Origin of the sequence: Kocuria salsicia (assembly GCF_039532055.1) — a bacterium.
In the GTDB taxonomy this organism is placed as follows: Bacteria; Actinomycetota; Actinomycetes; order Actinomycetales; family Micrococcaceae; genus Kocuria; species Kocuria salsicia.
In genome coordinates, this window is record NZ_BAAARF010000003.1 from 893,310 (window position 1) to 916,048 (window position 22,739).

At 71.4% G+C, this 22,739-nt stretch carries 20 protein-coding genes, 1 tRNA gene and 1 pseudogene; 7 read left to right on the forward strand and 15 right to left on the reverse strand.

Annotated elements, in window-relative coordinates:
• Positions 1 to 18: 18 nt before the first annotated feature.
• Positions 19 to 1,806, reverse strand: a complete 1,788-nt coding sequence (locus tag ABD264_RS03950) for an ABC transporter family substrate-binding protein (protein WP_344204403.1) — start codon at positions 1,804 to 1,806, stop codon at positions 19 to 21.
• A 586-nt stretch (positions 1,807 to 2,392) separates the two neighbouring features.
• Between ABD264_RS03950 and ABD264_RS03955 the strand changes: the two genes are divergently transcribed.
• Both ABD264_RS03955 and ABD264_RS03960 read left to right on the forward strand, forming a co-directional pair.
• Positions 2,393 to 2,698 (forward strand): LapA family protein, encoded by a 306-nt coding sequence (locus ABD264_RS03955; protein ID WP_344204406.1) that lies wholly within the window; start codon positions 2,393 to 2,395, stop codon positions 2,696 to 2,698.
• Positions 2,699 to 2,972: 274 nt separating this feature from the next.
• Positions 2,973 to 5,186 carry an NADP-dependent isocitrate dehydrogenase gene (locus ABD264_RS03960; RefSeq protein WP_144942006.1) on the forward strand — a complete coding sequence of 738 codons (2,214 nt, stop codon included), beginning with the start codon at positions 2,973 to 2,975 and terminating at the stop codon, positions 5,184 to 5,186.
• Positions 5,187 to 5,443: 257 nt separating this feature from the next.
• Here ABD264_RS03960 and tpx read toward each other — a convergent pair whose 3' ends face one another.
• Positions 5,444 to 5,941 carry a thiol peroxidase gene (gene tpx, locus ABD264_RS03965; RefSeq protein ID WP_145009628.1) on the reverse strand — a complete coding sequence of 166 codons (498 nt, stop codon included), beginning with the start codon at positions 5,939 to 5,941 and terminating at the stop codon, positions 5,444 to 5,446.
• A gap of 153 nt (positions 5,942 to 6,094) precedes the next feature.
• Here tpx and ABD264_RS03970 point away from each other — a divergent pair, with 153 nt between their 5' ends.
• Positions 6,095 to 7,066, forward strand: coding sequence for a malate dehydrogenase (locus ABD264_RS03970; RefSeq protein WP_222126482.1), 972 nt, complete (start codon positions 6,095 to 6,097; stop codon positions 7,064 to 7,066).
• Positions 7,067 to 7,151: 85 nt separating this feature from the next.
• On the opposite strand, the gene ABD264_RS03975 is transcribed toward ABD264_RS03970, so the two are convergent.
• From ABD264_RS03975 to trhO, 5 genes are all read right to left on the reverse strand, one after another.
• Entirely contained in the window at positions 7,152 to 7,673 is a 522-nt protein-coding gene (locus tag ABD264_RS03975; RefSeq protein WP_344204411.1) for an O-acetyl-ADP-ribose deacetylase, read from the reverse strand.
• Positions 7,674 to 7,805: 132 nt separating this feature from the next.
• The gene (locus tag ABD264_RS03980; protein WP_144941998.1) at positions 7,806 to 8,192 is read right to left on the reverse strand and encodes a YchJ family protein; all 387 of its coding nucleotides are present in this window, start codon (positions 8,190 to 8,192) and stop codon (positions 7,806 to 7,808) included.
• Positions 8,193 to 8,356: 164 nt separating this feature from the next.
• Positions 8,357 to 9,205, reverse strand: coding sequence for a uracil-DNA glycosylase (locus ABD264_RS03985; RefSeq protein WP_144941996.1), 849 nt, complete (start codon positions 9,203 to 9,205; stop codon positions 8,357 to 8,359).
• A 216-nt stretch (positions 9,206 to 9,421) separates the two neighbouring features.
• Positions 9,422 to 10,096, reverse strand: coding sequence for an MOSC domain-containing protein (locus tag ABD264_RS03990; protein WP_145009637.1), 675 nt, complete (start codon positions 10,094 to 10,096; stop codon positions 9,422 to 9,424).
• Between the two features lie 30 nt (positions 10,097 to 10,126).
• Complete coding sequence (gene trhO, locus ABD264_RS03995) at positions 10,127 to 11,014, reverse strand: oxygen-dependent tRNA uridine(34) hydroxylase TrhO (protein WP_145009640.1); 888 nt, start codon at positions 11,012 to 11,014, stop codon at positions 10,127 to 10,129.
• Between the two features lie 42 nt (positions 11,015 to 11,056).
• On the opposite strand from trhO, the gene ABD264_RS04000 reads away from it, so the two are divergent.
• The gene (locus tag ABD264_RS04000) at positions 11,057 to 12,334 is read left to right on the forward strand and encodes an acyltransferase family protein (protein WP_344204419.1); all 1,278 of its coding nucleotides are present in this window, start codon (positions 11,057 to 11,059) and stop codon (positions 12,332 to 12,334) included.
• Here the strand turns inward: ABD264_RS04000 and ABD264_RS04005 are convergent.
• Positions 12,216 to 12,902: a trimeric intracellular cation channel family protein gene (locus ABD264_RS04005; RefSeq protein ID WP_144941987.1), complete on the reverse strand. Its 687-nt coding sequence runs from the start codon at positions 12,900 to 12,902 to the stop codon at positions 12,216 to 12,218. The genes ABD264_RS04000 and ABD264_RS04005 overlap by 119 nt on opposite strands.
• Positions 12,903 to 13,077: 175 nt before the next feature.
• On the opposite strand from ABD264_RS04005, the gene ABD264_RS04010 reads away from it, so the two are divergent.
• Both ABD264_RS04010 and ABD264_RS04015 read left to right on the forward strand, forming a co-directional pair.
• Positions 13,078 to 13,518, forward strand: a complete 441-nt coding sequence (locus ABD264_RS04010; RefSeq protein WP_344204423.1) for a GNAT family N-acetyltransferase — start codon at positions 13,078 to 13,080, stop codon at positions 13,516 to 13,518.
• A 55-nt stretch (positions 13,519 to 13,573) separates the two neighbouring features.
• Positions 13,574 to 14,953 (forward strand): carboxylesterase family protein, encoded by a 1,380-nt coding sequence (locus tag ABD264_RS04015; protein ID WP_144942197.1) that lies wholly within the window; start codon positions 13,574 to 13,576, stop codon positions 14,951 to 14,953.
• A 116-nt stretch (positions 14,954 to 15,069) separates the two neighbouring features.
• Here ABD264_RS04015 and ABD264_RS04020 read toward each other — a convergent pair whose 3' ends face one another.
• From ABD264_RS04020 to ABD264_RS04055, 7 genes and pseudogenes are all read right to left on the reverse strand, one after another.
• Positions 15,070 to 15,651, reverse strand: coding sequence for a mismatch-specific DNA-glycosylase (locus ABD264_RS04020; RefSeq protein ID WP_344204426.1), 582 nt, complete (start codon positions 15,649 to 15,651; stop codon positions 15,070 to 15,072).
• 31 nt (positions 15,652 to 15,682) lie between these two features.
• Positions 15,683 to 16,569: pseudogene (locus ABD264_RS04025) on the reverse strand (EamA family transporter).
• A 2-nt stretch (positions 16,570 to 16,571) separates the two neighbouring features.
• Positions 16,572 to 17,399, reverse strand: coding sequence for an alpha/beta fold hydrolase (locus ABD264_RS04035; protein WP_295108124.1), 828 nt, complete (start codon positions 17,397 to 17,399; stop codon positions 16,572 to 16,574).
• Positions 17,400 to 17,581: 182 nt separating this feature from the next.
• Entirely contained in the window at positions 17,582 to 17,938 is a 357-nt protein-coding gene (locus ABD264_RS12445) for a DUF3072 domain-containing protein (RefSeq protein ID WP_145009652.1), read from the reverse strand.
• A 253-nt stretch (positions 17,939 to 18,191) separates the two neighbouring features.
• Positions 18,192 to 19,982: a selenocysteine-specific translation elongation factor gene (selB, locus tag ABD264_RS04045; protein WP_344204438.1), complete on the reverse strand. Its 1,791-nt coding sequence runs from the start codon at positions 19,980 to 19,982 to the stop codon at positions 18,192 to 18,194.
• The gene (gene selA / locus ABD264_RS04050; protein WP_303105065.1) at positions 19,982 to 21,289 is read right to left on the reverse strand and encodes an L-seryl-tRNA(Sec) selenium transferase; all 1,308 of its coding nucleotides are present in this window, start codon (positions 21,287 to 21,289) and stop codon (positions 19,982 to 19,984) included. The genes selB and selA overlap by 1 nt, the downstream gene beginning before the upstream one ends.
• A gap of 232 nt (positions 21,290 to 21,521) precedes the next feature.
• Positions 21,522 to 21,616: transfer RNA gene (locus tag ABD264_RS04055), tRNA-Sec, on the reverse strand.
• A 73-nt stretch (positions 21,617 to 21,689) separates the two neighbouring features.
• Between ABD264_RS04055 and selD the strand changes: the two genes are divergently transcribed.
• Positions 21,690 to 22,727, forward strand: coding sequence for a selenide, water dikinase SelD (gene selD, locus ABD264_RS04060; RefSeq protein WP_344204443.1), 1,038 nt, complete (start codon positions 21,690 to 21,692; stop codon positions 22,725 to 22,727).
• The last annotated feature ends 12 nt before the right edge of the window (positions 22,728 to 22,739 follow it).

Genomic DNA, 22,739 nt, shown 5'->3' on the forward strand with positions numbered 1-22,739 from the left:
CGTCGGGGCTCTGCCGCCCTACTTGCGGCTCCACTCGGAGACGTTCCAGAACACGCCGGTCAGGTTCGGCTGGTACTTGTCCACGCCGGCGATCTTGTCCGAGGTGGCCACGTAGCCCACGGACTGGAAGAGCGGGAGGCCGTAGGCGTCCTCGAAGGTGTGCTTGTCCACCTCAGCGATCTGGTCGTTGCGCGAGGACTCGTCCAGGTTGGCGCGGGCCTCGTCCACGAGCTTGTCCACGTCCGCGTTCGAGTACTTGTTGTAGTTGCCGCCGCCGCCGGTCTTGAAGATCTGCGAGAGCATCTCGGTGCCCACGCCCGGGGAGACCCAGCCGTACAGGGACGCGTCATAGTCGCCGTCGGAGAGCTTCTCGGACCAGTTCGGGTCGCCCAGGTCCTCGACCTTGAACCCGGCCTTCTCCGCGGACTCCTTGATCAGCTGGAAGGTGTCCACGCGCTGCGGATTGCCGTTGTTGTAGAGGATCCGCACCGTGGGCGTCTTGCCGTCGAGCAGCTTCTTGGCGCCGTCGATGTCCACGTCCCCGTAGAGCTTCTTGGCGTCGTTCTTCTCCACGGCCTTCGTGTAGGCATCGCCCTGGCTGGAAACGAACATCTGCGAGTTGAGCACCTCGGCGTCCTCCTTGACCGGCTTGACCAGCTGGTCGAGGATCTGCTGGCGCGGGATGGTCTTCAGGAACGCCTCGCGGGTCTCCTTGTCCTTGAAGGTGTCCGAGCCGAAGTTCAGGTCCACGTGGTCGTACGCGAGCTGGTCGCCCTGCTGCACGTTCACGTTCTCGATCTGCTTGACCTGGTCCATCGTGTCCTTGTTGACGTTGTTCGGCTGCATGATGTCCACTTCGCCGTTGCGCAGCGCCTGGATCTGAGCCGTGGCGTCGCCGATGGTGCGCAGGGTGATCTCGTCCAGCTTGCCCTGGTGCTCGCCCTTGTAGTTCTCGTTCTTCTTCAGCGTGACGGAGTTGTTCTCCACCACGGTGTCGATCGTGTACGGACCGTTGGCCACGAGGACGTCCTTGTCGTCCGGGGTGGACGTGAAGTTGAAGGAGGTGTCCCAGGCCTTGCCGATCTTCTCCAGCTCGGGCTGCTTCTGCGGGCTCTTGGAGTCCCCCTTCTTCTGGTTCTCCAGCACCTTGAGCAGCTCGTCCTCGGACATCCCGGCCTTCTTGGCCACCACGTGCGCGGGCATCAGGGAGTTTTCGTCGAAGGCGATCTCCCAGTCCGCGTTCTGCTTGCCCCACGTGACGGTCATGGTCTTGCCGTCCTCGGAGAACGTGGGCATCTCCGTGGAGCCCAGGATGTCCGTGGAGCCGGCGATCGAGAAGTAGTCCTTGCCGGTCTTGCCGTCCTCGCTGGAGTCGTTCGCGTAGCCGGAGAGTTCGCTCCACCACAGCATGAGGTCGGCCTTGTCGATCTTGTTGCCGTCCGACCACTGCGGGTCCTTGAGCGTGTACTCGACCGTCAGGGGGTCGTCCGAGGTCTTCTTGTACGTGCCGAAGCCCTCGTTGGGGTGGATCTTCTGCTCCGGGTCCACCGTGGTGAACCCTTCGCGGGTCATCTCCGCCACGTGGCCGTTGATGTCCAGGTTCGTCTTGGTGTAGCCGGGGTTCGCGCCCGAGAACTTGTTGGTCTCGGCCACGGTCACGACGCCGCCGTCCTGGCCCGCTGCGCTGCTGTCACCGCTAGCCTTGTCGTCCCCGCCGCCGCCCACACTGGCGCAGCCGGTGAGCGTCAGAGCGGCGATCGCCGCCACGGAGAGGGCAGCCTTGCCCTTGAAGGTGTGATTTCCCATGTCGGTTCCTCCCGATGTGGTGTCCATGGAATGTGCGTTGCACCCCCGCTGATGGATTCCCCGGCCGTGGCTGGCTTCACCCATGACCGTGGTGCGTCTCACAGTGAACGAGAGGTTACCCGTGGATAACCTGATTCGTGTCAAAGTGTCAGCGTGTTGTGGGCGTGTCGGCATCCCGTGCGTGTCGCGCATCCAGGAAAACGGCTCCCCGCACCGTCGCCGCTGGCCTACCCTGGTGCCACCACGCAAGACCGTCACCGTCCCGGGAGGCCCCCAGTGAGCACCACACCGCACGACCGCACCACCGCCGCACGCGAGCCGGGCGGGGACGACGCCGCGCGCCCGCGCGGCACCCGGGGTCCGGCGGGCGAGCCGCTCGGCTCCCCCGCCCCCGGCGAGCAGCGCGCGGGAGCCGGCCGGGCGGCGCCGTCGCCCGTGGCCGAGGAACGTGCGAGCGCCCCCCGGACCACCGCGGCCGACGACGTCGAGNGCCCCCCGGACCACCGCGGCCGACGACGTCGAGCCCCGCCCCTCCGAACCGCCCCGCACCTCGGAGTCGGCACACGCCACGGGCCAGCAGGCCCCCGTGGACCCGGCCCTCGACAAGCCCGCCAAGCGGGGGGTCTCGGGCACGGTGTGGGCCGCTCTGATCCTCGGGGTGGTCGTGCTGATCCTGCTGCTCGTGTTCATCATCCAGAACAACGTGAGCACCCGCTTCGAGTACATGGCCTGGGAGTTCAGCCTGCCGCTGGGCGTGGCCATGCTGTTCTCTGCCATCGCCGGCGCCCTCATCATGGCGCTCGTGGGATCGGTGCGGATCTTCACGCTCGGGCACCGCCTGCGCAAGCTCGAGAAGGAGCGGCAGCGGATCCGCACGGCCGTGTCCGACTGATCCCCCGCCCCCAGAGCCCACGACGGCGCGCGGCCACCTCTCGCGGGGTGCCGCGCGCCGTCGTCGTCCCCGCCGCCCGCCCTCCATGGGCCCTCCACGGCCCTGGACGCAGGGCACGTGACGGAGGTCTCCCCGGCACCGTGGGCGCAGGTGACCACGGCCGGAAATCCGCGCGGGGACGGGGCTTTTGGCCCGCAGGGCCCGCCTGCGCCGCCCCCGCAGCGGGTAGGCTGGAGGGTAGCCCGGTGACCGTCAATGCAAGGAGTCATTGCTCATGCCCAAGATCATCTACACCGAGACCGACGAAGCACCCATGTTGGCCACGTACTCGTTCAAGCCCATGGTGGAGGCCTTCGCGTCGACCGCCGGTGTGGAGGTGGAGACCCGGGACATCTCCCTTGCCGCCCGCGTCCTGGCCCAGTTCCCGGACCGGCTCACGGATGAGCAGCGCGTCCCGGACACCCTGGCCGAGCTGGGGGAGCTTGCCAAGACCCCGGAAGCCAACATCGTGAAGCTTCCCAACATCTCCGCGTCCATCCCGCAGCTGAAGGCCACCATCAAGGAGCTGCAGGCGGACGGCTACGACCTCCCGGACTACCCGGAGGACGCCTCCTCGGACGAGGCAAAGGAGATCCGCGCGCGCTACGACCGCGTCAAGGGCTCCGCCGTGAACCCCGTGCTGCGGGAGGGCAACTCGGACCGCCGCGCGCCGAAGGCCGTCAAGGAGTACGCCAAGAAGCACCCGCACACCATGGGCGCCTGGTCCAGGGACTCGAAGACCAACGTGGCCACCCTGGGCCACGACGACTTCCGCACCAACGAGCAGTCCGTGGTGATGCCGGCGGAGGACACCCTCACCATCCAGCACGTCACGGACCACGGCACCACGGTGCTCAAGCAGTCCGTGCCCGTGCTCGCCGGTGAGGTCGTGGACGCCACGTTCATGAGCGCCGCCGCGCTGGACGCGTTCCTCGAGGAGCAGGTGGCCCGCGCCAAGGAGGAGGGCATCCTCTTCTCGGCGCACCTGAAGGCCACCATGATGAAAGTCTCGGACCCCATCATCTTCGGCCACGTGGTCAAGGCGTTCTTCAAGGACGTCCTGCAGCGCTACGGCACGGACCTCGAGAAGGCGGGTCTGTCCCCCAACGACGGCCTGGCCGCGATCCTCTCCGGGGTCTCCCAGCTGGAGAACGGCGAGGAGATCGCCGCCGCGTTCCAGGAGGCCATCGACAACGGGCCCGAGCTCGCCTACGTGAACTCGGACAAGGGCGTCACGAACCTGCACGTGCCCTCGGACGTGATCGTGGACGCGTCCATGCCCGCGATGATCCGCACCTCCGGGCAGATGTGGGGCCGCGAGGGCGAGCAGAAGGACACCCTGGCCGTGCTGCCGGACTCCTCCTACGCCGGTGTGTACCAGACGGTCATCGACGACTGCCGAGAGAACGGTGCGTACGATCCCACCACCATGGGCACCGTCCCGAACGTGGGCCTGATGGCGCAGAAGGCCGAGGAGTACGGCTCCCACGACAAGACCTTCGAGATCCCCGAGGCCGGCACCGTTCAGGTGGTCAACTCCGCCGGTGAGGTGCTGATGTCCCACGAGGTCCAGCCGGGTGACATCTGGCGCGCCTGCCAGGCCAAGGACGCCCCTATCAAGGACTGGGTGCAGCTGGCCGCGCGGCGCTCCCGCGAGTCCGGGATGCCCGCCGTGTTCTGGTTGGACGAGACCCGCGCCCACGACCGCAACCTCATCGAGAAGGTCAACACCTACCTCGCGGACGAGAACACGGACGGGCTGGACATCCGCATCCTCTCCCCCGTGGACGCCACCGCGTTCACCATCGAGCGCCTGCGCCGCGGTGAGGACACCATCTCCGTGACCGGCAACGTGCTGCGCGACTACCTCACGGACCTGTTCCCCATCCTGGAGCTGGGCACGTCCGCGAAGATGCTCTCGATCGTCCCGCTGATGAACGGCGGCGGCCTGTTCGAGACCGGTGCCGGTGGCTCCGCGCCCAAGCACGTGCAGCAGCTCCTGGAGGAGAACCACCTCCGGTGGGACTCCCTCGGTGAGTTCCTGGCACTGGCGGCGTCCTTCGAGCACCTCGCCACGCGCTACGACAACGCCAAGGCGCAGGTCCTCGCGGACACCCTGGACCGGGCCACCGGCACGTTCCTGGACGAGAACAAGTCCCCGTCCCGCAAGGTCCACGAACTCGACAACCGCGGCTCGCACTTCTACCTGGCTCTGTACTGGGCCGAGGAGCTGGCCCAGCAGACGGAGGACGCCGAGCTCGCCCAGGCATTCCAGAAGGTCGCCTCCGAGCTGCGCGCCAACGAGGACGCCATCAACGCCGAGCTGCTCGGTGTGCAGGGTTCCCCGGTGAACCTGGGCGGCTACTACTGGCCCAAGCCTGAACTGGTCTCGGGCGTCATGCGTCCCTCCGCCACGCTGAACCGGATCATGGACTCACTCTCCGCCTGAGCCGACCGGGCGGATCCGCGCGGCCTGGTTCCGCTCGGGGTGCGCGGCGCTTCTCCGGGAGCGCCGCGCACCACGGGCAGCATCGGGACGGCGCTCCTGGCACGACAACGCCGCCGCGTCCCCTTCCCGGGGACACGGCGGCGTTCGTTCACTGCGGCGTTTGTACAAGGCACCGTCCGTTCGGCCAGCGCTTGACCATGACGCTCTTCGTTCGCAACGGGGTCCTGGCGTGACCTGGCCCCGCGCTCACGGGCGCGTCAGGACAGGATGGCCACAGCCGCGTCGTAGTCCGGCTCCTCGGAGATCTCCGGGACCAGCTGCGAGTGGACCACGGTGCCGTTCTCGTCCACCACCACGACCGAGCGGGCGAGCAGGCCCTCCAGCGGGCCGTCGGTCATGGTGACGCCGAAGTCCTCGCCGAACGCGGAGCGGAAGGCGGAGGCGGTGACCACGTTCTCGATCCCCTCGGCACCGCAGAAGCGGCCCAGCGCGAACGGGAGGTCCTTGGAGACGCAGACCACGGTGGTGTCCTGCAGGGCGGAGGCGCGCTTGTTGAACTCACGCACGGACTGGGCGCACACGCTGGTGTCCACGGACGGGAAGATGTTCAGCACCACGCGGCGGCCCGTGAACTCGTCCGAGGTGACCGGCGCGAGGTCCGTGTTCACCAGCTCGAACGAGGGGGCGGCCTCGCCCTCGGAGGGCAGCTCGCCAACGGTGTGGACGGGGGTTCCTTGGAATGCGGTGGTAGTCATGGCTTCATTCTGGTGCGCCACCCAGGGCCTCGACAGGTGCTTACGCCGTGCGCTGAACCGGGCCCGCTGATAGCCTCGATTCCACGGACGTCCCCGTCACGCACCCCACAGGCACTGCGCATCCCAGGAGGAAGCATCGTGAGCCTCAACCCCATGACCGTTGCCGTGACCGGGGCCGCCGGTCAGATCGGCTACAGCCTGCTCTTCCGGATCGCCAACGGCGACCTGCTGGGACGGGAGCGGCCCGTGCGGCTGCGGCTGCTGGAGATCCCCTCCGCACTGCCCGCCCTGGAGGGCACCGTGATGGAGCTGCAGGACTGCGCGTTCCCGCTGCTGCAGGACGTGGAGATCGGATCCGACCCCCACGAGGTCTTCGACGGTGCGCAGCTCGCCCTGCTCGTGGGCGCCCGGCCCCGCGCCAAGGGCATGGAACGTGGTGACCTGCTGGAGGCCAACGGTGCGATCTTCACGCAGCAGGGCCGCGCCCTGAACGACGCCGCCCACGACGACGTCCGGGTGGTGGTCACGGGCAACCCGGCCAACACCAACGCCCTGATCGCGCAGCGCAACGCACCGGACATCCCCGCCTCACGTTTCAGTGCCCTGACCCGGCTGGACCACAACCGGGGTGTGGCCATGCTGGCGGAGAAGACCGGCGCGTCCGTGAACGACGTCAAGCACCTGAGCGTGTGGGGCAACCACTCCGCCACCCAGTACCCAGACCTCGACCACGCCACGGTGGCCGGTCGCCCGGCCACCGAACTGGTCTCCCGGGACTGGGTCACGGACACGTTCATCCCCACCGTGGCCCACCGCGGTGCGGCCATCCTGCAGGCCCGCGGAGCGTCGTCCGCCGCATCCGCCGCGAGCGCCACCATCGACCATGCCCGGGACCTCATGCTCGGCAACCCCCGCGGGGACTGGACCTCCATGGCGGTGGTCTCCGACGGCTCCTACGGCGTGCCCGAGGGGCTCATCAGCTCCTTCCCCGTGACCACCTCCGGCGGGGACTGGTCGATCGTGCAGGGGCTGGAGATCTCCGAGTTCTCGCGGACGCGCATCGACGCGTCCGTGGCCGAGCTGGAGACGGAGCGCGCGGCGGTGACGGAGCTGGGCCTGGTCTGAGGGCCGGGGCTGCAACTGCGGAGCAGGCGCAGACTTTGGCGCGGTTTTCTGCATTTGCTCCGTCAGTGCAGAGGTTCCGGCAGTGTTACGCGTCTCTCGACGTCCTCAACGCCTCCTGAAAGGCCCCTTCCGCGTCCTCCGAGAACGGGACGAACACGACCGTGCCCACCTGCGTGTCCGAGGCCAGGACCGTGTCCACGGCGATTCGCGTGGCACTGTCCATGGGCCAGCCGTAGATGCCCGCGGAGATCGCGGGGAAGGCGACCGACTTTGCCCCGAGCTCGTCCGCCACGCGCAGCGACTCGCGGTAGCACGACGCCAGGATGTCGCTCTTGTCCTTCGTCTTCGCGTACACCGGGCCCACCGTGTGGATCACCCAGCGGGCGGGGAGGTCGTAGCCGTCCGTGGCCACGGCCTGACCGGCCGGCAAACCGTCCTGCAGCGTGGTCTCGCGCAACCGCCTGCACTCGGCCAGCAGCTGCTTCCCGGCGGCTCGGTGAATCGCACCGTCCACGCCTCCGCCCCCGAGGAGCTTGGAGTTCGCGGCGTTGACGATCGCGTCCGTGTGGACCTTCGTGATGTCACCCTTGCGGATCTCGATGTTCATGCGGCCACCCTACTGCCGCTCCCCCGCTCGGAGGGCCCGGCCAGCCCGTGAGAACGCGGCCGCGCTACGTGACGCGAGCCGCGGCCGGGCATCTCGTGCCCCGAGGTTCGACGCCCAGCGGCCACGTGGGAATCACTCGGACGCGGGGCCCACGTACATCCAGCGCTTCGCGCGCCTGGTGAACTCGGAGACCTCGTGCAGGCGGCCCGGCTCGCCGTTGCTCACGTAGGACGCGGTGAACTCGACGACGCCGTGGTCGTCCTCTGCGCCGCCATCCACCACCCGCTCCACGGCCAGCCCCGTCCAGCGGGTCTCCGGGTCAACGGACGTGTCCGTAGGGCGGGTCCGGGGATGCCACGTGCGGAACAGGTGGTCCTCCGCGCCGGTGGCGAACGCCGTGTACCGCGAGCGCATCAGCGTCTCCGCCGTGGCTGGCCACACCTCGTTCGCGAGCGCCGGGCCGCAGCACTCGGGCAGGGACGCACCGGCCGGGAGACCTCCGCAGGGACATACGTTCATGGTGGACGAGCCTACCGCCAGCGGTACGAGGGCTCAGTGTGCAAGCCGTGCAAGCCCGGGGGACGGCATCAATGGCGGATCCCGCAGCCAGAGCAGCCTCGGGCCCGTGCACCGGGCCGCTCCTCCGGCGTGGGCTGGGAGCGCATCCTGCGGGGCGTGGGCACTCACTCGACGGGCGCCGCGGCCAGTGCCAGGGCGTCGTCGAGCATCTGCTCGGTCAGCAGGCCCGTGAAGGTGTTGCGCTGGCTCACGTGGTAGCAGCCCACGAGCCGGATGTCCCGCCCGTCCGGGGTGCGCAGCCACGCGACCGCGCCGTGGCCGAACTTGGGTCTGGGCCGGGGAACCTCCCAGCCCATGCGGGCGGTGGCCGCGAGGACCGTCTGCCACGCGATGCCGCCGAGGGCCAGCATGCCGCGCAGCTCCGGCAGCAGCTCGATCTCGCGGTCGAACCAGCCGCTGCAGGTGGCCTTCTCTTCCGGGGTGGGTTTGTTGGCCGGTGGTGCGCAGCGCACCGGGGCGATCATGCGGACGCCGTGCAGCGCCTGGCCGTCCCCGGCGGTGGAGACGGTCTCGTGCTCGGCGTAACCCGCCCGGTGGAGGGCCGCGTAGACCCAGTCCCCGGAGCGGTCGCCGGTGAACATGCGGCCCGTGCGGTTGCCCCCGTTCGCCGCGGGGGCAAGCCCGACGACGGCGAACCGCGCGTGCGGATCCCCATAGGACGGCACGGGCCTGCCCCAGTAGGGCTCACCGGCGAAGGAGGCGCGCTTGCGCTCGGCCACGTCCTCCCGCCACTCGACCAGCCGCTCGCACGCGCTGCACACGCTGCACAGGGCGTTGAGCTGGTCCACGTCCTGGGCGGTCGCCGCGAGCTCGCGGACCTGCCGCGCGGTGTGCGCCACGGGGGTGTCCGGCGCGGCGGGGTCCTCGGGCCATCCTGTCCCGGGCGGCACGGGCGACGCGAACAGCTGACCGGTCAGAGGGTGTGGCAGCAGCCGCTCAGGGGTCTCGCTCATGGGTGTGCCCTTCTCTCGGTTCTCAGCGTGCGGCCCCCGGGTCCGGGCCGGGCTCGGCAGGGCGGGATCACGACATCGTGGCGCCCCGAGGGTATCGCGCGGCCCGGACGCCACGGCGCGAGCGGCGTCGTCGCGCTCCTGCCGGGCCGCGGGCCCCAGGGCGGGCCCGGCCCAGAACGTGCCGCGCCTCTGGACCGCCGGCGGCGGCCACCCCGGTCAGAGCAGGCTCTGCTCCCCCAGCCGCCGCAGGATCTGACGGCGCCACCGCTCAGGGAACTCGGGGGCGCGGGTCAAGGCCCGCAGCGCGTCCCGGTCGGTGACGCCCGCGGCCATGACGCGCACGACGTCGGCCACGGACACCGCGCCGGACGGCCGGCTCACGAACTCGAACGCGTCCCCGGCGCGGACGTGGCCCTCGCGCCGCACACGGAGGTAGAAGCCCGTCCGGCCGAGGCGTTCCATGTCACGGGGAAGCTCGGCGTCGGCCCAGCGCCGGGACAGCGTGTTGCACGGCGTGCGAGGCTGCGTCACCTGCACGAGCGCCGTGCCCACCTGGAAGACGTCGCCCAGGTGCACACGGTCCTCCGTGGCGCCCCGCAGCGTGAGGTTCTCCCCGAACGCGCCGGGCCCCAGGTCACGCCCCTCGCAGCGCCACGCATCGTAGTGCTCGGCCGGGTAGCAGCACACGGCCTTCTCCAGGCCGCCGTGGTGCACGAGATCTCCCTGCTCGTCCCCGATGAATCCGGACCCGCTCACGAAGACGCGGCCCTGGTGCTCGGTCTTCTCGATCGCCGTGCTGATGTCACGACCGCCCCAGTGCTGCCGACGCACCTCACCCGTGCGCAGCGTGAGGACCCGAGCGTCGGTGACGGTGGGCTGTGGGTTGTCCATGTGGCTCCTGTCAGGGTCGGTGGGCGCGGCTCACGCGGGGACGGGCACGCACTGCGGGCAGCGGGTGCGGGCACCGGAGGCCGTGCACGACTCGCAGCACAGGAACTGGCGGCGGCACTGCGGATCGGCGCAGTTGACGTAGCGCGGCGTGGGCTCGTGGCACTGCGCGCAGCGACCCAGGGAGCGGGCGTCCGGGGAGAACTCCACGTGCATGCGCCTGTCGAAGACGTAGAGGGAACCGTCCCACAGCCCCTCGTTGCCGTAGGCCTCGCCGTAGCGGACGATGCCGCCGTCCAGCTGGTAGACGTCCCGGAAACCGCGGTTGCGCAGCAGCACGCTCAGCACCTCGCAGCGGATCCCGCCGGTGCAGTAGGTGACCACCGGCCTGTCCTTGAGGTGGTCGTAGGCGCCGGAGTCCAGCTCGGCCACGAAGTCCCGGGTGGTCCCGGTCTGGGGCACGACGGCATCCCGAAACCTGCCGATGCGCGCCTCCAGCTCGTTGCGGCCGTCGAAGAAGACGACGTCGTCACGCTGCGCCACGAGTTCGTTCACCTCGCGCGGGGACAGGTGCGTGCCGCCACCCACCACGCCGTTCGCGGTGACGGTGACAGTGTCCGGGGCGTTGAAGGTCACCAGCTCCGGGCGGACCTTCACGCTGAGCCGCGGGAAGTCGTTGCCCACTCCGTCCGACCACTTGACGTCCGCGTGCTTGAACGGGGCGTACTCCCGCAGTGCGCGCACGTATGCCTTCACGTCCTGGATGTCCCCGCCCACCGTGGCGTTGATGCCCTGCTCCGAGACGATGATCCGGCCCGTGACGTTGCACGCCCGCGCGAGGGTGAGCTGCCACAGCCGCACGGCCTCCGGGTCAGCGAGCGGGGTGAAGACGTAGAAGAGCACGATCTTGGGGAGGGCCATGTCCTCACCCTAGAGCAGGCTCCGCTCCACTACTCTGCGCGGGTGGCTCCCCATCCCCCCACGCGGCGGCTGCGTTCCGTCCGGACCATTGCATCCCCCGGCACCCACCTCCCGCCTCGGCGCGTGCTCGGTGACCGGCTGGGTACGCATGACAACGCCCTGAACTTCATCCGCCTGACCCTGGCAGCCCTCGTGGTCGTGGGTCACGGCGCGGTACTGGGCGGTTTCGAGCAACAGCGGTGGCACGACCTCAGCGGCATGGCTGTCAACGGATTCTTCGCGATCTCCGGCTTCCTGATCGCCGGTTCTCGTGTGCGCACCTCGTTCCTCAGCTTCCTTTGGCGGCGGGCGCTGCGCCTGTACCCCGCGTTCTGGGTGGCGCTGCTGACGACGGCGTTCCTGGTCGCTCCCCTGACGGCACGACTGAGCGGGGAGTCCTGGATCGCGGGCCGCGCCGTGGACTACGTCCTCCACAATGCGAGCCTCTCCATCCACCAGTGGGGCATCGAGCACCTGCTGCTCGGGGTGCCGTATCCGGGAGTCTGGAACGGTTCCCTGTGGACCCTGTGGTTCGAGGGCGTCGCGTACCTGGCCGCTGGTCTCGTCCTCTCGGTCGGGATCGTGAGACGGCGCCCGCTGCCCTGGCTCGCGGGGGTGCTCGTGGTGGTGCTCGTGCTGGCGGTCCTGGCGCACGGTCCCCTGGACGTCACCACGAGCCGTTACCTCAACGGCCTGCGCCTGGCCGGTTTCTTCCTCGCGGGGATGATCCTGTGGGCGGCCCGGTCGTCGGTGCCCCTCAGCGCATGGCTGGGCGTGCCCGCCCTCGGGCTCGCGCTAGTGGCCTCACGCTGGGAGGTACCGTACGGCGACATCGTCTCGGCTCTGCCTCTGGCCTACGCCTTGCTGTGGCTCGGTGCCGTGCTCCCGGTCCGGCTCTGCTCTCGCACGGACCGGTCCTGCGGCACCTATATCTATGTCTTTCCCCTGCAGCAGCTGCTCGTGGTGCTGGGTGTGCACACCACGCTGGGCTACTGGGGGGTACTGCCTGCTCTGTCTCCTTCTCGTACTGCCGCTTGCGTGGCTTTCATGGACGCTCGTGGAGAAGCCGGCCATGCGGTGGAAGTCCCTGATCCGCTGAGCGTCCGGTCGCGGGCAAGGCGGCCACGCGGCGTCGTCGTCGCCACCCGGCGAGCACCGTTCCTCACCGCCGGCGCGCGTGCCTGCCCTGTCGGGGACGACGTCGCAGCTTGCGCAGGGTGCTCGGGCTCAGGTTCGCCGGGCCGGGCAGCCGCCAGCCGAAGCGCCGCGCGGAGATGCTGACCGCGGCGCTCACCACGATCGCGCCGGCCATGCCCCACGTGGGGTGGCCGAGTCCCGCAAACAGCGCCATGAGGGCGCTCGCGATCAGGGCGCTGGTGGCGTAGAGGGTGTTGCCGCCGAAGATCGCGGGGAGCCGGCCGACGGCGACGTCGCGGATCATGCCGCCGCCCACCGCGGTGACAACGCCCAGCAGGATGGCGGGCGGCCACGCGAGACCGGCCCCGAGGGCCTTGACCGTGCCCGTCGCGGCCCAGCAGCCCACCGAGAGGCAGTCCGCGAGGAAGAGGGCACGGAAGGTCCACGTGCTGCCGAAGACCATGAGGTACGCGAGCACCGCGCCCACGAGCGAGGACGTGAGGTAGGCCGGATTCGTCAGCGCCACGGGGAAACCCTGCTGCAGCAGCGTGTCGCGCAGGATGCCCCCGCCCAGGCCGGAGAGGATCGCGAGCACCGTGAACCCCACGAGGTCCATGCGCAGCTGCCGCGCCACCACTCCGCCCAGGATGCCGTTGGTCAGCACACCCAGCAGGTCCACGACGTCGAAGACGACGTCCGCCTCGAAGCTCACCGTGCGCCCTCCCCTCCCGGTCACGCCGCTCGGCGCCCCGTACAGCATAGGGGGCGGCCTGACGGTGGTCTCCAGCGGTGTCCCGGCGTGACGCGGGCCCGCCCCGAGGGACCGGACGCGGCAGCCCACGGCCGGAACGCTTATGCGTGTCGGCGGGGTGGGCCAGGATGGTGCCATGACCACCGTGCACCCCGGATACACCCTGCTGGATGGCCCGCCCGACGTGGCGGACTACCTGAGACTGCGCCGGGAGACCGGCATGAGCCCCAAGACCGAGGAGCAGGCAGAAGCCGGGATCCACGGGGTGTGGGCGGCGCTGCGCGTGCGCCACGACGCCTCCGGAGAGACCGTGGGCATGGGCCGGGTGATCGGCGACGGCGGGTGGTACTTCCACGTGATCGACATGGCCGTGCTGCCCGAGCACCAGGGGCAGGGCCTCGGCGGCGCCGTCCTGGACCGGCTGCTGGAGACCATCCGCACCTCCACGCCCCCGGGCGCGTACGTGAGCCTCATGGCGGACCGCCCCGGACAGGCGCTGCACGCCGGGCGCGGGTTCACGGACCCTGCGCCGATGACCAAGGGCATGACCATGTGGCTGGACGACTCCCGTGGCTGAGCCTCCCGCGATTGAGCCTCCCGCGATTGAGCCCGCCGGGCAGCGGCTCCCACCGATCCCTGCCTCAGAGCTCCAGGGCGAGAATGCGCACGCTGCCCGGGCGCCCCGGTGGAATGCCCCGTGCGGCACGGTGCTCGGCCGCCACGATGGGCCCGTGGACCGTGCCACCGGCATCCGGTATGCACGGGCCGAACGCTATGGACTCCCCACACCGCTGCCCCCGGCCACCAACGTGATCCACGCGACCGATCCGGCACCCGCCTGCCCCCAGCCGCCCATGCCGTTCCTGGACGACATCGTGGGCAGCAACATTGGCGACCTGCCCCAGGACGAGGACTGCCTGCGGGTGTCCGTCACGGTGCCCGCCGGGACAGCGCCGGACGCCGGGCTGCCCGTGATGGTGTGGATCCACGGTGGCTCCTATGCCGCCGGTGCCGGTGACGCGCCCTTCTACGACCCCGCCGCGCTGGTGAGTGAGCAGCGGGTGGTCATCGTGAGCGTCACGTACCGTCTAGGGCTGCTGGGGTTTCTCGGCGATGGGAAGGACATCCCCGCGAACCTCGGCCTGCTGGACTTGATCGCCGCACTGCGCTGGACGCGGGAGAACATCGAGGCCTTTGGCGGGGACCCCGGCAACGTCACGGCGTTCGGCCAGTCGGCGGGCGGCGACGCCGTCGCACACCTGATGATCGCGGACGGCACCCGCGGGCTCTTTCGCCGCGCCATCATCCAGAGCTCGCCGTTCGGGCTGCTCCCCGGCCGGGCGAAGATGAACGCCCTCATGGCATCCGTGGCCGCACCACTGGCGAAGGATGCGCCGCTGCCCGCCGTGCGGGCCATGCAGCAGCGGGTGGCGAAGGCCGCCACCCGGTACGGGCTCAAGGGGCAGATGCCGTTCGGACTCCAGTACGGCCAGGCGCCCCTGCCGCCGGAGTCGGAGCTCGACGCCCGCTGGCGCGAGGCCGCCGACCGCGTGGAGGTCCTGGTGGGCAACACCGTCCGCGAGGCCGCGCTGTTCACAGCCCGCATCCCGCCGCTGCTGCGCCGGATGCACAGTCCTCGCGGCGGAGCCCGCGTGGACCGGTTCCTCGTGGCACCGTTCACCCGGCGGATCTACGGGGAGGGTGCGGTTCGCTTCGCCCGTCGGCACGCGCACGCCGGCGGCATCGGCGCGCGGTACGAGTTCTCGTGGGGCGTGGGCCGCAATCCCGTGGCCGGTGCACACATCTCGGAGCTCCCGCTGCTCTTCCCGGGCCACGGGGTCTGGGAGCACACACCTCTCGTGGAGGGCCACACGTGGGCCCAGGTGCTCTACGACGGCGCTCGGCTGCGGCGCGCCTGGGCCGAGTTCGCGCGGGGCCACGGGGCCCACGGGGACGCCCGTGCTGGGCTGCGGGTGTTCGACTTGCAGGACACAGCGGGCGGCGCGGACTGACTCGCAGAAGATTGCCTGGCGGGGTTGCCGCCCCCCCGCTGTTCTGCCCCGGCGTGGCTGTCGTTCCAACCCGCGCCGTCCTGACCCCGCGGTGCGCGGAGGATTGCCGCGGCCCCTCAGTCCTCGGGAACGTGGGCGGCGATCCCCGCCGCCCGGGCGATCTCGCCGTAGGTCTGTGCGAGGTTGTCCAGCGAGGAGTGCGCATTGAGGCCGCTGGGGTTCGGTGCCACGTACAGCTCCGTGCCGGACCATGGGGACTCCTGCTTACCCGCGGTGGCCTTGGGACGGTCGAAAGCAGCGCGGTACGCGGTGATGCCGAGGACCGCCACCACCGCTGGCCGCTTCTCGCGGATCAGGGCGTCGAGCCGTTGGGCCCCCTCGTGAAACTCGTCCAGAGTGAGTTCGTCCGCACGGGCCGTCGCCCGGGGACACACATTGCTGATGCCTATCCCCCGACTCATGAGCTGGTCGAGGTCCGCGGGGTCGTAGCCGTCCGCCGCGTGGATGAGTGTGTCGGTGATCCCCGCCCGGTACAGGGCCGGGTAGAAGCGGTTGCCCGGCCGGGCGAAGTGCGCCCCCGTGGCGGCCGTCCACAGTCCGGGGTTGATGCCCACGAACAGCAGCCGCAAGGGGTCCGGCAGCAGGTCCGAGACCGTGCAGTCGCGGTAGGAGTCGAGTTCGGCGCGCGTGAATCCCATGCTGCCCATGCTAGGCCGGACGTCCCGGCACTCAGGCTGTGGGCGGCGTCGGCCCCTTCGACGGCGCACGCCCGGCCCGCACCGCCGCCACGCTCGCGAGGATCACGAGCGTCATACCCGCCAGCTCCGCCGCCCCGAGCTCCTGCCCCAGGATCAGCCACCCCACGAGTGCAGCGGCGGCGGGCGCCATGCTCACGAGGATCGAGAACGTCTCCGCCGCGAGTTCCAGTGCGTACGGCAACGCGGAGGACATCAGGGCCACGGCGAGACCGATGAGCAGCACGTGCGGCCGCAGCAGTGCCGCCCCGCCGCTGACGATCCCGAAGGGCGCGGCGAGCACCGCGCCCACCACCATGGCGAGCGCAAGCCCCTGCACTCCGGGGAACGACCGCCCGGCCTGCCGGGACATCAGGATGTAGAGCACCCACAGGGAGGCCGCGCCCAGCGCGAAGAGCACCCCCGCGGGATCGGGGATCTCCGTTCCGGGACCCACTCCGCTGAGCAGCAGCACACCCGCGAGCGCGAGCCCGGCCCACAGCACCCCGGTGAGCCGACGGGAGAGCACGACGGAGAGGACAAGTGGCCCGAGCAGCTCGATGGTCACCGCGACCCCCAGCGGCAGGCGCGCCACGCCTGGTAGATGAGCATGTTCATCCCGCCCAGGCTGACGCCGAACGCCAGGACCACGCCGAGGACCCCGCGGGTCATCCCCCGCAGGGAGGGCCGGACGACGGCGCACAGCACCACCGCGGCCATGGCGAGTCTGAGGAACACGGCCCCCAGGGCGCCGATCTCGTCGAACAGGCTCACGGCGATGGCAGCACCCGTCTGGGTGACGAGGGTGGCGGCCACCACCAGGAGCACACCCTGAGCCGTGGAGTCCCGCGCGGAACCGTCGCGGTGCGGGGTGCGGACCATGCTCAGCGGTCCGCGAGCAGGAACGTGCGCAGCGCCATGACGACCTCGTCCGGGCGGTCCGCGTGCACCCAGTGGCTGGCGTCCCGCACGGTGATCCGCACGGTCCGGGGGAACAGGGCACGCATCACCGGTGCGTCCGCGTCCTGGATGTAGGGCGAGTTCTCGCCGGCCATCCACAGGACGGGTCCGGTGAAGGTCCGGCCCGCGATGTCCTCCTCTGGCCAGCCGCCCACGTCGTCCAGCTGGTCGTGGAGCAGGTCCAGGTTGGGCTGCCATCCGAAGCCGCCGTCGCGGTGGCGCAGGTTCTGGAGCAGGAAGCCGCGCACCTGGTCCTCGGGGATCTCGGTGCGCAGGGCGGCGTCGGCCTGGGAACGGTGCGTGATGCCCGTGAGGTCCAGGCGCTTGAGGGAGCCGAGCAGGTGCTCGAAGTTCCCGCGGGAGGCCTCCGTGTCCGCCTCCTGGGAGTCCACGGGGGCGATGTCCTCGACCACGAGCCTGCGCACCACGTCCGGGTGGCGCAGCGCCAGGAGCATGGCGACTTTCCCACCCATGGAGTGCCCGAGCACGTCCACGGGCCCGTCCGCGGCGAAGTCCCGGCGCAGCTCGTCCGCCACGGTGTCTGCCATCGCGGCGTAGCCGAAGCTCTCCGTCCAGGCCGAGTCACCGTGGTTCGGCAGGTCCACGAGCAGGCACGTGAAGTCCGGCTGCAGGGCCTTGGCGATGTTCGTGAAGTTTTTGCCCCGCCCGAACAGCCCGTGAAGGAACACGAGGCGGTGCTCTCCGGAGCCGATGAGCGTGGTCTTCAGCGTGGGTTTCGTTTCCTGCGGCACGCCGGTCAATCTACTGCGCCGTCCGTGCGCCACCAAAGCGGATGACAGCGTCGCACGGGGCTGTCACCCGGGCCCGGCGCGCTCGGAGCAGGGTCGTGAGGTGCCGGTGGGCCGCTCGCCGCCGTCGTGAGACCGCGGCGGTGCGACCCACCGGAAGCGTCCTCGGGACAGACCCGGGTCGGTCAGTTCGAGGAACCCTTGAGGCGCTCGATGTGCTCGGAGGCCTGCGCCTTCGTCAGGTCCGCGGGCAGCTCCTCGCCGGCCTGCTTGGCGAGGGTGTCCAGGTAGGACTTCTGCGCGGGGGTCATGGGCTCGTCGCCGCTGACCCACTCGGAGGGGTCCTTCTCCAGAGTGGAGTCCTGCGCGTCCCCGGTGGCACCGATGGTCTCGCCCTGGGGCGCCCCGTTGCCGGCCGGGTTCTGCGGCGCGCCCTGCGCGGCGCCACCCTGGACGCCGTTCTGAGCCGCATCCGGCGTGCCGTTCTCGAGCGGCGGCTGGGCGTTCTGCTCGCCGGGCTCCTGTGCGGGGTTCTCGGTCATGGCTTCTCCTTGGCTGGGTCGGGGACCGCTGGGGTCCACGGGGTGCGTTCGGTGTCGGTCATCCTACGCGGGGCGTCCGACACACTCACGGCCTGTGGCAGGGCCCGCGACAGGTCGGGCGCCACGTCCTGCATGTCAGTGGGCCACACGTCCTGCCGCAGGTCACGCGGACGGTCCCCCGGTGCCCCGGACCGCAGCGCGAACCGGCAGCCGCCGCGCCGGCCGCCGCGCGGCGTCGTCGCCCCACGGCTCCTCAGCGCACGATGCTGCGGTTGCTGCCGTCCTCGCGGCGCGTCCAGCCCTTCGCGTCGAGGTGTTCGAGCAAGGGGATGGCGACCCTGCGCGTGGTGCCCCACGCCTGGCGGGCCTGGCTCGTGGTGAACGGCTGCGGCAGGCGCGCGAGCTCGCGCATGGCGAGCGCGGGGGCAGTGGGCAGCAGAACGACGTCGCCGGGCAGCCTCAGCAGCCGGCCAAGCCGCTGCGCCGCGGCCAGTTCGCGGGATCCCAGTCCCAGGTCGTCGAGCTCGTAGGCCTCGGGCGCAGCAAAGGGGGTGGCGCGCAGCCTGTCCTCGAGCGCGGCCACGGCGGTCTCGGCCGCGCCCAGCCCGCCCCCGTGACCGGGCACGAGCAGGTACCCGTCCCGTTCCTCCAGACCGGCACGGGTCACGACGGCGCGCAGCACGTGGGCGGCGGGCTCCCCCAGTGCGGTGGCCGCGGCACCGCGGGAGAGTCCCGGGGCCAGGGGCTCCCGCGCACGCAGGGCCGCCACGGCGTCGCGCAGCTCGCGAGCCCACCGGTCCAGGTGCGCGGTGTGGATCCACCACCCGTCCGTGACCAGCACGGGCGAACCGGCGGGTGCGGCCTCGGCGGGGAATCCGAGCAGCCGCAGCCGGGCGGCAGAGACCGCGCCGTACTTGACCGTCTCGGCCACGGGGTCCCCGTGCTCGGGAATCTCCGCGAGCCGCGCCGCCTCCCGCGACGCGGCACCGCGGCGGTCCAGGGCCGGGGGGTCCACGTCCAGCACGCGAGCACCACCGAGCGCCACGCGCGCCCCCGGGCTGCGGAGCACCAGCCGCTCCCCCGGCACCAGCGTCAACGGGTGGTCGAGCTGCAGGCGGGCGTGCTCGGCGTCCAGCGGTCGCAGCCGCGCGCCCACCCCGGCCGTTCCGGCGTGCACCACCACCTGCTCCGGGACCTCCGTGAAGGGCTCCCCGCGCTCCCTCCTCACCTCCAGGACGTCGGTGACCGGCCAGGCCCGCGGGGTCAGCAGCGTGTCCCCGCGGTGGATCGCGTCCTTGCTCGTGCCGCGCAGGTTCACGGCCACGCGGTTCGTTGGCCCGATCTCCGGCACCGACGTGTTCTGGCTCTGCAGGGAGCGCACCGTGACGTCCTGCTCCCCCGCGGCCCCGCGCAGCACCATGCGGTCCCCCGCGCGCAGGGTGCCCGCCGTGAGCGTCCCCGTGACCACGGTCCCAGCGCCCGAGATGGTGAACGTCCTGTCGATCCACAGCCGCACGCGCGCGTCCGGGTCAGGAGCGGGAACCCGGGCCAGCACGTCGTCGAGCGCGGTGCGGAACCGGTCGAGCCCCGTGCCGTCCTGCGCGGACACGACGACGGCGGGGGCCTCGGCGAGTCCCGTTCCCGCCAGTTCCGCGCGGGCCTGGGCCACGACGTCGGCCACCCGCTCCGGCGCGCGGTCCGCCTTGGTGACCACGATCAGCCCGTCGCTGATGCCCAGGGCCGCCACGGCGTCCCGGTGGTCGCCGGACTGCTCCTGCCAGCCCTCGTCGGCGGCCACCACGAAGCACACCACGGGTGCCGGTCCCACGCCGGCAAGCATGTTGCCGAGGAAGCGCTCGTGCCCGGGGACGTCCACGAACGCCACGTGCCGCCCCGAGGGCAGCGCGGTCCAGGCGAAGCCGAGGTCGATGGTGAGCCCGCGCTGCTTCTCCTCGTCCCAGCGGTCCGGCTCAATACCCGTCAGCGCCCGCACAAGCCTGCTCTTGCCGTGGTCCACGTGACCGGCGGTTGCCACCACGTACATCAGCGCAGTCCCTCCAGCGCGGCGCGCACGGCGTCGGTCAGTGCGGCGTCGTCCGCCTCCGGGATGCAGCGCAGATCCACGAGGCACGCGCCGTCGTGCACGCGCGGCAGCACCGCGGGGGTGCCCAGCCGCAGCGCCTCGGCGGCCGCTTCCGGCAGTCGCACCGCCCAGCCCGGCAGAGGCACCCCCGGTGCGCCGCCCCCGCCCACGCGGCCGTCATGCGGGACCGCCTCCGCGCCGACCACGCTGGCCAGTGCCTCCGCGCGCTCGCGCAGCCGCTCGGGGTCCGCGTGCAGGGACCGGCCGACGGGAGTGGGCCCCCCACGCAGCGTGGCCTCCAGCGCCGCGAGGGTGAGCTTGTCCGCGCGCACTGCTCGGGCCAGCGGGAAGCGCGCCAGGCGCCGAACAGTCTTCGCGCGGCCCAGCAGCAGACCGGCCTGGGGCCCGCCGAGGAGCTTGTCCCCGCTCGCGATCACCGCGTCCGCCCCAGCCTCCAGGGCCTCGGCGAGACTCGGTTCGTCCGGCAGGGTGGGGTCCGGGGTCAGCAGGCCGCTGCCCACGTCCACGACGAGCGGCACGCCGTGCGCGTCCGCGAGGGAGCGCAGCTCCCGCAGCGGCACGGCCGCGGTGAAGCCGGCCACCCGGAAGTTGCTGGGGTGGACCTTGAGGATGCAGCCCGTCCCCGGACCCAGAGCGGCCTCGTAGTCGCCCAGGTGGGTGCGGTTGGTGGTGCCCACCTCGCGCAGACGCGCCCCCGTGGACTCCATGAGGTCCGAGAGCCGGAATCCGGCTCCGATCTCCACGAACTCACCCCGGCTGACGACCACCTCTCGGGTGCCGGCCAGGGCCGTGGTGGCGAGCACCAGCGCGGCGGCGCCGTTCGTGACGACCAGAGCGTCCTCCGCTGCGGGGCATGCCTCCAGCAGCGCCTCCCGGGCCCCCGCGCCGCGCGCGGAGCGCTGCCCGGTGGCCAGGTCCAGTTCCACGTCCACGTAGTCGGCGGCGGCGAGCAGGGCCTGCTTCGCGGCGTGGGACAGTGGGGCCCGCCCGAGGTTGGTGTGCACAACCACGCCCGTGGCGTTGAGCACCGGGCTCAGGGAGCTCGCGCCGCGCGCGCCCAGGCCCGCGACCACCGCCTCCACCACGGCCTCCGGGGCGATCTCCCCGCCCCGCGCGCGCTGCTGCGCGGCGAGGACGGCGGCGCGCACGGCGGCGTCGCCCAGTCCTGCGGCCGCCGCGCGGACCCGCGGGTCCGCAAGCACACGGTCCGTGCGGGGGATGCGACGGCGGGGGTCCTCTGTGCTCACGCTGCTCCTCGAGTGGATGTCTGGACGCCGCTCCCCGCGGGCGCCCCGGTCGCGCAGGGGCCGCCCGGCGCCCGGGTGAGTGCGGGCCCGGTGCACGGCGGGCGCTGCGCGTGGCTGTCCGCGACGACCCCGCACCCCACCGCCCGCGCTGGGGCGGGGCAGCCTCCCGGGAGCGGGACCTATCGGTCGCGGGCCTGACCGCAGCAGCCCCGGGGTCGTGATACGCGATGGTTGGCGGAGGCGGACGGGAATCGAACCCGCCAGACCGAGGTGCTCGGTCTCACCGGTTTTGAAGACCGGGGCGCCCACCAGGACACGTACGCCTCCGCGGCCGAATGTATCACCGCCCGCGGACACGTGAGCTCAGTAGGCTGTCGGAGCGCGTTCCTACACTGGTCCCATGAGTGAACGCCCCGCGGACTCCCCCGCCCAGGACCCCGCAGCCGGTCTCGGCCGCCTCACGAGCTACGCCCACGGTGGAGGCTGCGCGTGCAAGATTCCCCCGGGAGAGCTGGAGGACGCGGTTCGCGGACTGACCGGTCAGAACGCGCCGGGCGTCCTGGTGGGGCTGGACGACGGCGACGACGCCGCGGCCGTCCTCGTGCGCCCGGACCTCGCCGTGCTCTCCACGGCGGACTTCTTCACCCCGGTGGTGGACAGCGCCTACGACTGGGGTCGGATCGCCGCCGCCAACGCCCTCTCGGACGTCTACGCCATGGGCGGCACCCCGGTCGTCGCGATCAACCTGGTGGGCTGGCCGCGCGAGCTGCTGCCGATGGAGCTGATGTCGGAGGTGCTCCAGGGTGGACTGGACGTGGCCCAGCTGGCGGGCTGCCCGGTGATCGGCGGGCACTCGATCGACGCTCCGGAGCCCACGTACGGCATGGCCGTCACGGGCACAGCGGACCCGCAGCGCCTGATGCGCAACGACGCCGCCCGGGCCGGTCTGCCGATCACCCTCACCAAGCCGATCGGCGTGGGGTTGCTCAACAACCGCCACAAGACCACCGGTGAGATCTTCCCTGCGGCCATCGAGACCATGACGTCACTGAACAAGGCGGCGTCCGAGGCGGCACTGGCCGCCGGGGCGGAGGCCGCCACGGACGTCACCGGCTTCGGCCTGCTGGGCCACCTCTACAAGATGTGCCGGGCCTCCGGCGTGGGCGCAATGATCGATGCCGCCGCCGTTCCCCTGGTCGACGGCGCGGCGGACGCCCTGCGGGACGGTTTCGTCTCCGGCGGCACCCGCCGCAACCTGGACTGGGTACGCCCCTACCTCACCGCCGAGTCGGGAATCTCCGAGGACACCCTGCTGCTGCTCGCGGATGCCCAGACCTCCGGCGGGCTGCTCGTGGTCGGCGAGGTCCCGGGCTACCCGGTGATCGGCGAGACCACCGTGCTTCCGGAGGCGGCGCAGACCTTCGTCACCGTGCGCTGAGGCGTGAGCTGA

Bases quoted from the DNA above. Each gene is read 5' to 3' on its own strand.
- selB (WP_344204438.1), bottom strand. From the start codon at position 19,982: ATGTACGTGGTGGCAACCGCCGGTCACGTGGACCACGGCAAGAGCAGG.
- trhO (WP_145009640.1), bottom strand. From the start codon at position 11,014: ATGGCCCTCCCCAAGATCGTGCTCTTCTACGTCTTCACCCCGCTCGCT.
- tpx (WP_145009628.1), bottom strand. From the start codon at position 5,941: ATGACTACCACCGCATTCCAAGGAACCCCCGTCCACACCGTTGGCGAG.
- ABD264_RS03950 (WP_344204403.1), bottom strand. From the start codon at position 1,806: ATGGGAAATCACACCTTCAAGGGCAAGGCTGCCCTCTCCGTGGCGGCG.
- ABD264_RS03970 (WP_222126482.1), top strand. From the start codon at position 6,095: ATGACCGTTGCCGTGACCGGGGCCGCCGGTCAGATCGGCTACAGCCTG.
- ABD264_RS03980 (WP_144941998.1), bottom strand. From the start codon at position 8,192: ATGAACGTATGTCCCTGCGGAGGTCTCCCGGCCGGTGCGTCCCTGCCC.
- ABD264_RS03975 (WP_344204411.1), bottom strand. From the start codon at position 7,673: ATGAACATCGAGATCCGCAAGGGTGACATCACGAAGGTCCACACGGAC.
- ABD264_RS03960 (WP_144942006.1), top strand. From the start codon at position 2,973: ATGCCCAAGATCATCTACACCGAGACCGACGAAGCACCCATGTTGGCC.
- selD (WP_344204443.1), top strand. From the start codon at position 21,690: ATGAGTGAACGCCCCGCGGACTCCCCCGCCCAGGACCCCGCAGCCGGT.
- ABD264_RS03985 (WP_144941996.1), bottom strand. From the start codon at position 9,205: ATGAGCGAGACCCCTGAGCGGCTGCTGCCACACCCTCTGACCGGTCAG.
- ABD264_RS03990 (WP_145009637.1), bottom strand. From the start codon at position 10,096: ATGGACAACCCACAGCCCACCGTCACCGACGCTCGGGTCCTCACGCTG.
- ABD264_RS12445 (WP_145009652.1), bottom strand. From the start codon at position 17,938: ATGACCGAGAACCCCGCACAGGAGCCCGGCGAGCAGAACGCCCAGCCG.
- ABD264_RS04020 (WP_344204426.1), bottom strand. From the start codon at position 15,651: ATGGGATTCACGCGCGCCGAACTCGACTCCTACCGCGACTGCACGGTC.
- ABD264_RS04010 (WP_344204423.1), top strand. From the start codon at position 13,078: ATGACCACCGTGCACCCCGGATACACCCTGCTGGATGGCCCGCCCGAC.